7 protein-coding genes are annotated in these 8,301 nt (G+C 75.7%); 2 read left to right on the forward strand and 5 right to left on the reverse strand.

The window, feature by feature from the left end:
- The coding region (locus HCJ92_RS19795; RefSeq protein WP_167934971.1) for a PP2C family protein-serine/threonine phosphatase at window positions 1–785 on the forward strand (785 nt) is incomplete at its 5' end.
- A gap of 85 nt (window positions 786–870) precedes the next feature.
- On the opposite strand, the gene HCJ92_RS19800 is transcribed toward HCJ92_RS19795, so the two are convergent.
- Window positions 871–2,355: a DNA-binding protein NsdB gene (locus HCJ92_RS19800; protein ID WP_167934972.1), complete on the reverse strand. Its 1,485-nt coding sequence runs from the start codon at window positions 2,353–2,355 to the stop codon at window positions 871–873.
- A gap of 230 nt (window positions 2,356–2,585) precedes the next feature.
- On the opposite strand from HCJ92_RS19800, the gene HCJ92_RS19805 reads away from it, so the two are divergent.
- Complete coding sequence (locus HCJ92_RS19805; protein ID WP_167934973.1) at window positions 2,586–3,689, forward strand: phosphotransferase; 1,104 nt, start codon at window positions 2,586–2,588, stop codon at window positions 3,687–3,689.
- A gap of 210 nt (window positions 3,690–3,899) precedes the next feature.
- On the opposite strand, the gene HCJ92_RS19810 is transcribed toward HCJ92_RS19805, so the two are convergent.
- From HCJ92_RS19810 to HCJ92_RS19825, 4 genes are all read right to left on the reverse strand, one after another.
- Window positions 3,900–4,400, reverse strand: coding sequence for a hypothetical protein (locus HCJ92_RS19810; protein ID WP_167934974.1), 501 nt, complete (start codon window positions 4,398–4,400; stop codon window positions 3,900–3,902).
- 120 nt (window positions 4,401–4,520) lie between these two features.
- The gene (locus HCJ92_RS19815) at window positions 4,521–6,428 is read right to left on the reverse strand and encodes a serine/threonine-protein kinase (RefSeq protein ID WP_167934975.1); all 1,908 of its coding nucleotides are present in this window, start codon (window positions 6,426–6,428) and stop codon (window positions 4,521–4,523) included.
- 215 nt (window positions 6,429–6,643) lie between these two features.
- A complete protein-coding gene (locus HCJ92_RS19820; RefSeq protein WP_167934976.1) occupies window positions 6,644–7,336 on the reverse strand; it encodes a response regulator in 693 nt (230 codons plus the stop codon).
- A 171-nt stretch (window positions 7,337–7,507) separates the two neighbouring features.
- Window positions 7,508–8,137: a hypothetical protein gene (locus tag HCJ92_RS19825; protein ID WP_209311353.1), complete on the reverse strand. Its 630-nt coding sequence runs from the start codon at window positions 8,135–8,137 to the stop codon at window positions 7,508–7,510.
- Window positions 8,138–8,301 lie beyond the last annotated feature (164 nt).

Genomic DNA, 8,301 nt, shown 5'->3' on the forward strand with positions numbered 1-8,301 from the left:
GGGGCGGCGCGACCGCCACGGCGGAGACGGGGCCGCCCCTGCCCCGGGAGGCCACGGCCACCCCCTGGCAGAGCCCGCCGGAGCGCCGCCCCGACCACGGGGTCCCGCGCTCGTTGCAGTTGGCCGCCCGCTGCCTGCCGGCCGACGACGCCGCGGCGGGCGACCGCTGGCACGACTGGATCGACATCGGGGACGGCAGCACCGTTCTGAGCGTCGGCGACCTCTCGGGCAGCGGCCCCGGCGACGGCTGCGCCACCGCCGGGCTGCTGGGCGCGCTCCGCGGCATCGCCCTGACGCGCGCACGCCCCGCGACCGTGCTGGAACACCTCAACGACCTGATGGACCGCGGCACCCAGCCGGCCCTCGCGGGGCTGGTGTGCTGCCGCTACCGCGCGGAGGACGGCTCGCTGACGTGGGCCCAGGCGGGACATCCCGCGCCGCTGCTGTGCCGGGAGGGCTCGGCCCGCCTGCTGCCGCGTCCTCCGGGCACCCTGCTGGGCGCGATCGCCGGGACGGTCTACGGCGAGCGGGTGGACCGGCTGCACAGCGGCGACACCCTGGTGCTCCACACCGACGGGCTCTTCCCGCCCGAACCGCCCGGGCCGGACGGCCGGGGCGGCACGGCGCGCTCCAGCGACCCGGTGCTGCTCACGTTGGCACCGAGGCTGGCCGCGGCGGGAGACGCCCGGCAGGCGCTGGAGGTCCTGTTGGACCGCCGCCGCGAGGCGGCGCGTGCCGGCGGCACCCTGGAAGACGCCTGCGTCCTGGTGGCCCGCGTCAGCTGAACCACCGCCGCACCCGGCGGTGCGCGCGGGGCGGTGGGCGCGAGACAGCCGGACGGCCGGACGGCCCGTCCCGCCGCGGGAGAGGTCAGACGATGCTCGGCCCCTTGCCGGCCCCGGTGTCCCCCGGGGAGACGGGGGCGGAGGGGAGTACGTGCTCGATCTCCTCGCGCAGGCTCTCCACGCGGCCGTACCCGGCGTAGACGCCGGTGAGCCGGTACATCTCCCGCAACCGGTCCCAGGTCCGGTGGGAAGAGGTCTCGCCGATGCTGACCAGCGCCAGACGGGCGTAGCGGTCGGCCTGGTCCGGGTCGTTGCCGAGGAAGCAGGCGGAGGCGAGGGAGAGGTAGTCGAGAATGTTGGAACGGGTCCGGAGGTCGACGTCGCGCAGCTCCAGGGCGCGCTTGGCGAACCGCTCCGCGACGCGCGCGGCGGTCGGGTCGGTCTCGGCGAGGGTGCGGTACGCGAGCGCCTGCATGCCGTAGAGGTCCGCCTCGTCGAACAGCTGCATCCAGCTGGGCGGGGGCACGTCCCGCCGGTCGGAGACGAAGAGGTCCTCCGCCTGCCCGAGGGTGCGACGCATCGCCTGTCCCTGGCCCAGGGCGGCCTGCGCCCACGCCTCGATCGTGCAGAGCATGGCGCGGGTGCGCGGCAACGCCTCGTCCCCGGCACCGGACTTCGCCAGCTGCATCAGGTCCAGCGCGTCGTCGGGCCGGCCGAGGTGGACCATCTGGCGTGCCGCGCGGGAGAGCGCCTCGCCCGCGCGCGGGCGGTCGCCGCCCTCACGTGCCGCGTGGGTGGCGATCACGAAGTACTTCTGGGCGGTGGGCTCCAGCCCCACGTCGTGGGACATCCAGCCCGCGAGGACGGCGAGGTTGGCCGCCACACCCCACAGCCGTCGCTGGAGGTGAGCGGGGTGCTGGTAGGCGAGCATGCCGCCCACCTCGTTGAGCTGGCCGACGACCGCCTTGCGTTGCAGGCCGCCACCGCGGCGAGCGTCCCAGGCCCGGAACACCTCCACCGCGTTCTCCAGCGCGTCGATCTCGGCCGACCCCACGGGGGCCGCCTCGTAGGGGTCGAGTCCGGCGGTCCCCGACCCGCCCGAGGCGGGGCGGGGCGAGCCGTCCGGTGAGGTCCTGATCCAGTCGTGCAGTGCGTCGCTGAGGGCAGATCCCGCGGCGAGCGCGGCGCCCGCGCCCACCATGCCGCGTCGGTTGAGCATGAGGTCCATTCCCGTGAATTCGGTGAGGACAGCGGCCGTCCGGTCGGGAGGCCAGGGCAGCTTCGCCCCGGCCTTCCCCCGCCCGGACTCGCCGGGACGCCGGAAGCCGAGGTCCTCTATGGTCACGACACGGCCGAGTCGCTCGGTGAACAGGGAGGCCAGCAGCTCCGGCACCGGTTCGCGCGGGGTCTCCCCCAGCTCGATCCAGCGCCGGACACGCGTGGTGTCGGTGGCGAGCTGGGAATGGCCCTGGGCCGCCGCCTGCCGGTTGACCAGGCGGGCGAGCTCTCCCTTGGACCATCCCGCGAGCCGGAACAGGTCCGCCAGCCGGGTGTTGGTTCTCTGTGTCACGTCAAGCCCCCAGGATCTCGGCTGACTCGACAGTAGCCCCGGGTGGGAGGGGGCTCAGCCATTCGCCAGGGTTTCGCCAGGGTCCGCCAGCTGGTGTGCCAGGGCCGCGCCGCGCTTCGGTAGAAAGGCGCCACCCCGCCCCGGGGACGGGCGGCACTCCCCAGGGTGCCTCCGGCCCCGGTACGGGCGGCGCGTCCTCCGTCCGGCGCACGAAGGGACTCGGCTCGCCGATGTATCCAGCACCCTCCCCCGTGTACCCCAGGTACCGCCAGCCGCTCGCCACCCCCGCCGCGGCCGTGCCGCAGCTCGGCGCGCCGGCTCCCGAACGGCCGCGCCGCGCACGGCCGTCGGGCAGGCAGCGCCTGGACCTCAGTGGTGAGCGCGGCGCCGAACTGCGGGGCGCGCTCGCCTCCGTGCAGGAGATCTGCCCGGAGTTCGCCCCCGCCCAGCTGCTGCGACAGGGCACGGAGTCCGTCCTGCTCGCCGGCTCCCTCGGGCGGCGTCCCGTCGTCGCCAAGTGCGCGCTGTCGACGGCCGCCACGGAGAAGGTGCGGCGGGAGATAGCAGCCCACCGGATCTTCGTCCGGCACCGACCGCCGGTGCGCGTACCGCGCCTGGTCGGTGCGGACTCCGGCTCGGGGACCCTCGTCATGGAGTTCATCCCCGGTCGGGCCGCCTCCACTCGGCGCCATCCGCTCAACGCCCCGGCCGTCGCCGACCTGCGGGCGCTGTTCGCGGGCGTGCGCCGCCTGGGCGAGTGGGAACCGCCGGGGGACGACTTCGGGCCCGAGGTCAACTACCAGGCGCTGATCGGCCGCTGCCATTCGCTCGGCATGCTGACCGACCGGGACCTCTCCGACCTCCGGGCCCTGCTGCACGGCCTCCGTGGGCGGGACGGGGCGCTGCCGCGGCAGTTCTGCCACGGTTCCGTCTACCCCTCCCAGGCGGTCCTCTCCCCGGCCGGCCCCGCGCTGCTCGGGTGGTCCACGGCCGGCTGGTATCTGCCGGGGCGCGACCTGGCGACGCTGTGGGCCGTCCTGGGCACGGCGCCGGTGGCGCGACGCCAGCTGAGCCGTCTCGCGCAGTTGGAGGGTCCGCAGCTGCGGGACGCCTTCCTGGTGAACCTGATGCTGGTCCTCACCCGGGAGATCCGGGAGTGCGAGGAGGCGGTCCACCGCGCGATGCGGGCGCCGGGTCCCGATCCCGCCGCGACGGCCGCGCGGCCGGCCGGCTCCCTGGCGTTCGGGGAGGAGCGGCGGCTACTGCTGCGGCGCCTCCACGACGATCTGGCCCTGACGCGGCGCGCGGTGCGCGCCGCGGTGGGCACACGCTGAGCGCGGTCGTCACGACCGGGTGAACCCAGGGCGCGGGAAAGGTGGTTCCCGCGCCCCCACGACGTCACCGGCCCGCGGGTCGGACATGCCGGGCCCCGGGACAGGAGAGCGGGCTCCGGGACGAGGACGCACCGTCGACGGCACACCGCCGCCGGTGCGCGTACGGCGCGGCGACGACGGCCGGTGGTGCCAAACGGGACCCGCCGGTCGCTACTGCTGCTGGAACAGCTCGGCAGGCAGCGGCTTCAGCAGCCGGTAGAGGTCGTCGGTGATGGGCCGGTCCCAGCTCGCGATCGTCACCAGGACGTTGTCGCTGCGGTCGAACTGCACGCAGGAGACACGGGTCTCGCTGCACTTCACGCGCCGCACGATGAGCAGGCTGTCCTGGTGCATGACCGGGATCTCCTCCGTGGCGGTGGCCCGGACCTCCTCCTCCATGCCGAGGGCCTCCAGCAGGTGGAGCACCTCGAAGGGCATCTCGTCCTCGCCCAGCTCGCGGGCGGGTGACCCCTCGGGAAGGTTTCCGATCACCATGGCGGGGCCGCGTCCGCCGAACAGGTCGTAGCGCAGGATCACACCCTGGCAGCTCCCGTCGGGCGCGGGCAGCAGTCCGGCGCCCAGCACTCCCGGCCAGTCGCCCGGATCCATGGCCAGGACATCGAAGTCCGGACCGGCGGGCGTAGGAGCACTACGGCGGCGGAGAAACGACATGCCGCCATGGTACGTGGCTCCCCGCCGGGTCGAGCGGCGGGCGGGCCCAGCGGACCACGCGCGCCGCGGCACCACCCGACAGCCCGCGCCGCCGGGCGCCACCACCGGCCGCGGGGGTGCTCAGTGGGCGCCGCCGTCCCGGAGTTCGGCGCCCGCCCGGTGGAGCTCCGCGGCCTCGGCGTGACGGCCGAGTTGCTCCAGGCAGTGCGCCTCGTCATTGCGGCTGGTGAGGGTCGCCGGGTGGGTGGGGCCGAGGACGCGTTCCCGGCTCTCACGCACCGGGCGGTACTCGCCCAGCGCCTCCTCCCAGCGGCCGAGCCAGCCCAGCGCGACCGCGACCTCGCGCCGGCTGACCAGGGTGTCGGGGTGATCGTCGCCGAGGGTTCGGCAGCGCAGGGTCCACACCGCGCCCGCCTCGGCGAGCGCCTCCTCCCAGCGGCCCAGCCGGCCCAGGCTGACCCCCAGGCCGTGGCGGGCCCGCAGCGTCTCGGCGTGTCCGTCGCCCCCGGCGTGGGCGCGGGCGACCGCCAGGGCCCGGTAGACCTCCAGCGCCTCTGCGGCGCGGCCCAGCCGGCCGAGCGCCACGGCGGACTGGTGGCGGGAGTCCAGCGTGGCCGGGTGGGCCGGGCCGAGCTGTCGCGCCCGGGCCTCGGTGACCCGCCGGTGCCCCGCGAGGGCCTCCTCCCAGCGGCCCAGCCGTCCCAGGCTGGCCGCGGCCTCGTGACGGCTGTCGAGGGTGTCGGGGTGCTCCGGGCCCAGCGTGGCCTCCCGCTCGGCGAGGACCCGGTCGTGCGCCTCCAGGGCCTCCGCCCACCGGCCGGAGCGGCCTAGTTCCATCCCGGCGCCGTGCCGTTCGGCGAGGGTGCCGACCGCGGCCGGCACCCCACCCGGCGGCGAAGGCCGACCGCCGGTGGCGACGGTGACCGCCGACCACGGGCCGGTGATCCCCTCAGCGAGGGCCGGGGCCGGTGGGCGGAGCGCGGCACGGACGGCCACCCCGGCGCGCATGTCGCGGGCCCACGGCGGTAGCGCCGCGAGGTGCCCCGCCGCGGGGGTGCCGCCCGCGGGCGGGGGCAGGGGCGGCAGCCGGGGCACCGAGGCGGCTCCGGACCCGGGTGCCGAGCGCGCGGCACCCCGCACCCCCGGGGCCACCGGCAGCGGCCGGGCGCCCGTGTGGCGTGCCGCGGCGAACGCGAGCCGCCGGGTCCGCTGGGCGACGTCGGTGGGCCGATCCTCAGGGTCCTTGGCGAGCAGCCCGAGGACGAGCTCCTCCAGTGCCGCCGACAGCTCCGGCCGCCGACCGCGGAGCGGTTCGGGCGGGGTGTCGCGGTGGCCGACCAGGATGGCCCAGGGGTCCCCGAGGTCGAACGGGGGCGCGCCGGAGGCCAGTTCGTAGAGCACGCAGCCGAGTGAGTAGAGGTCGCTGCGGCGGTCGGCCGGGGTGCCGGAGATCTGCTCCGGGGACATGTAGTGCGGGGTGCCCATGGCCATGCCGGTGGTGGTCAGTTTGGTGGCGAGACCGATGTCGCGGGCCAGGCGTGCGATGCCGAAGTCGCAGATCTTCACCGATCCGTCGTCCAGCAGCATCACGTTGGCGGGCTTGAGGTCGCGGTGGATGATGCCCTGGCGGTGGGTGTGGTCCAGGGCTGCCGCGACCTGGGCGGCGATGTCGGCGATGTCCGGCTCGGGCAGCGGCTCGCGGTCCCGTCCGGTGAGCACCTCGCTGAGGTTGCGGCCCTCCAGTAGCTCCATGACCAGGAACAGGATCCCGTCGTCCTCGCCGAAGTCGTGGACGACGGTGATGCCGCGGTGCTGGAGCCCGGCGGCGACCCGGGCCTCCCTGCGGAACCGCTCCCGCAGCCCTTTCAACACGGGCTCCTCGTGGTGGTTCCCCAGGGGCTTGAGGCACTTCACGGCGACCCGGCGGTCCAGCGCCCGGTCCCGCGCACGCCACACCTCGCCCATGCCGCCGCGACCGATCTGCTCCAGGAGTTCGTAACGGCCCTGGATCAGGGTGGTCTCCGCCATCTGCTGTCTCTCGCCCCCGTGTGTCTGCCGTGTGGCGATCAGCCACGCCGCTTCCAGTATGGCGGGAGGCACCGACACGGGGAGCGCCGGACCGGGCACGGAGTGCATCGACACCCGCGGCGGCCGGGCACGCACCTCGCGAGCGCCGCACCCGGCCCACCGGCGGTTTCACCCGTACGGGCCGAGAGGGCACGGGAGTTCGACGGCGGTGATCGTCAGCGGGGGGCGCGGGAGGCCGGCGTCTGGTGCGCCTGCGTGGCGAGCACCGCCGCCTGGATGCGGCGTTCCACCCCGAGCTTGGCCAGCATCCGGGAGATGTTGTTCTTCACGGTCTTCTCCGAGAGGAACAGCCGTCGCCCGATCTGCGCGTTGGTCAGCCCCTCCCCTACCAGTTCCAGGATCTCGCGCTCCCGCGCGGTCAGGGCCTCCAGCGCGTCCGGGCCGTCGTCGCCCCCGTCGGTGTCGCGCAGCGAGCTCATGAGCCGCGCGGTGGTGGCGGGGTCCAGCATCGAGCGGCCGGAGGCGACGGTGCGTACCGCCGTCACCAGGTCGGCTCCCCGGATCTCCTTCAGGACGTAGCCCGCCGCGCCCGCCATGATCGCGTCGAGCAGCGCCTCGTCGTCGTCGAAGGAGGTGAGCATGAGGCAGGCCAGCCCCGGCAGGGCGGAGCGCAGTTCGCGGCAGACACGGATGCCGTCGCCGTCGGGGAGCCTGACGTCGAGGACCGCCACGTCCGGGCGGAGCGCGGGGCCGCGTGCCAGGGCCCGCTCCGCGCTGCCCGCCTCGCCGACGACCTCGATGCCCGGTTCGGCGTCGAAGAGGTCCCGCAGGCCGCGCCGCACCACCTCGTGGTCGTCCACCAGCAGGAGCCGGATCGGGCCGCCGCTCCCGTCACCGTGCTCGCTCATGACCCCTCCCTACGGTCCGCACCCTGCGGCCCGGCCCCATCATCGCCGCTGCCCCGCGCCCGCGCACAGGGCCGCCCGGCCCCCTCACGAGGCCGGGCGGACCGTGTGGCGGCCCCCTCCCACGGCGGCGGGGCCGGTGCCTCGGACGCCGCGGCCCCGCCGACCGGTGGGTCAGCGCAGCCAGGGGAACCGTCGGGCCAGGGGCGCCTCCTCCCAGCGGCGGCCGAGCCCCGCGTGGTGGCCGGCGGCGGTCGCCGCGAGGACCACCAGCACCGCCACGTAGAGCAGGTGGTGGTCGACCAGGGGGTTGGTCGACATCGACGGGGTGCCGTCGGCGAGTTCCCGGGCCGGCGGCCAGGCGGCGACCCACATCATGAGCATCATCAGCCCGCCGCCCAGCGCCGCAGGCCACAGCGCCACCCCGGCCAACAGGGCGACCCCCACCGCCAGCAGACCGCCCATGAAGAGCACGTCCACCGCCGTCGAACCCGCCCAGGAGTTGAAGACGCCGGCCATCGGTCCGACGTCGACCGAGGAGAGGTAACCCCCGGTTGGGGAGCCGCCGTTGACCCAGGAGCGCTCGCCGGGTGTGGCGTACCCGAGCCCGAACGCCTTGTCCGCGAAGGCCCAGAGGAAGATCGCGGCGGTCATGAGGCGCGTCACCGCCAGCGCCGCGGCCGTGCCGCGCCACGGGTGGGGCGGGACGGGGGTGTCGGTCACCTCCTCACGCCGCTCCGGTGCGGGGCGTCGCGGGCCGGCGGCTGCCGGTGCTCGGTCTCCGGTGGTCTGATGCGATGTCATCCGGGCCTCCCTCGGGGGGACGGGTGTGTTCTCGACCCACGACCAGCTTCCCGCCGATCCCGCCCGGCCGGCAGTGTCCGCTCGGCCCCCGCGCGGGGCCGCACGGCCCGGATGGGGCCGGCCCGACGGCGACGCCCCGGACCGCCGGGCAGGCCGGGAAATGC

Origin of the sequence: Streptomyces spiramenti, from assembly GCF_012034385.1 — a bacterium.
Lineage (GTDB): Bacteria > Actinomycetota > Actinomycetes > Streptomycetales > Streptomycetaceae > Streptomyces > Streptomyces spiramenti.

Bases quoted from the DNA above. Each gene is read 5' to 3' on its own strand.
- HCJ92_RS19825 (WP_209311353.1), bottom strand. From the start codon at position 8,137: ATGACATCGCATCAGACCACCGGAGACCGAGCACCGGCAGCCGCCGGC.
- HCJ92_RS19815 (WP_167934975.1), bottom strand. From the start codon at position 6,428: ATGGCGGAGACCACCCTGATCCAGGGCCGTTACGAACTCCTGGAGCAG.
- HCJ92_RS19805 (WP_167934973.1), top strand. From the start codon at position 2,586: ATGTATCCAGCACCCTCCCCCGTGTACCCCAGGTACCGCCAGCCGCTC.
- HCJ92_RS19820 (WP_167934976.1), bottom strand. From the start codon at position 7,336: ATGAGCGAGCACGGTGACGGGAGCGGCGGCCCGATCCGGCTCCTGCTG.
- HCJ92_RS19810 (WP_167934974.1), bottom strand. From the start codon at position 4,400: ATGTCGTTTCTCCGCCGCCGTAGTGCTCCTACGCCCGCCGGTCCGGAC.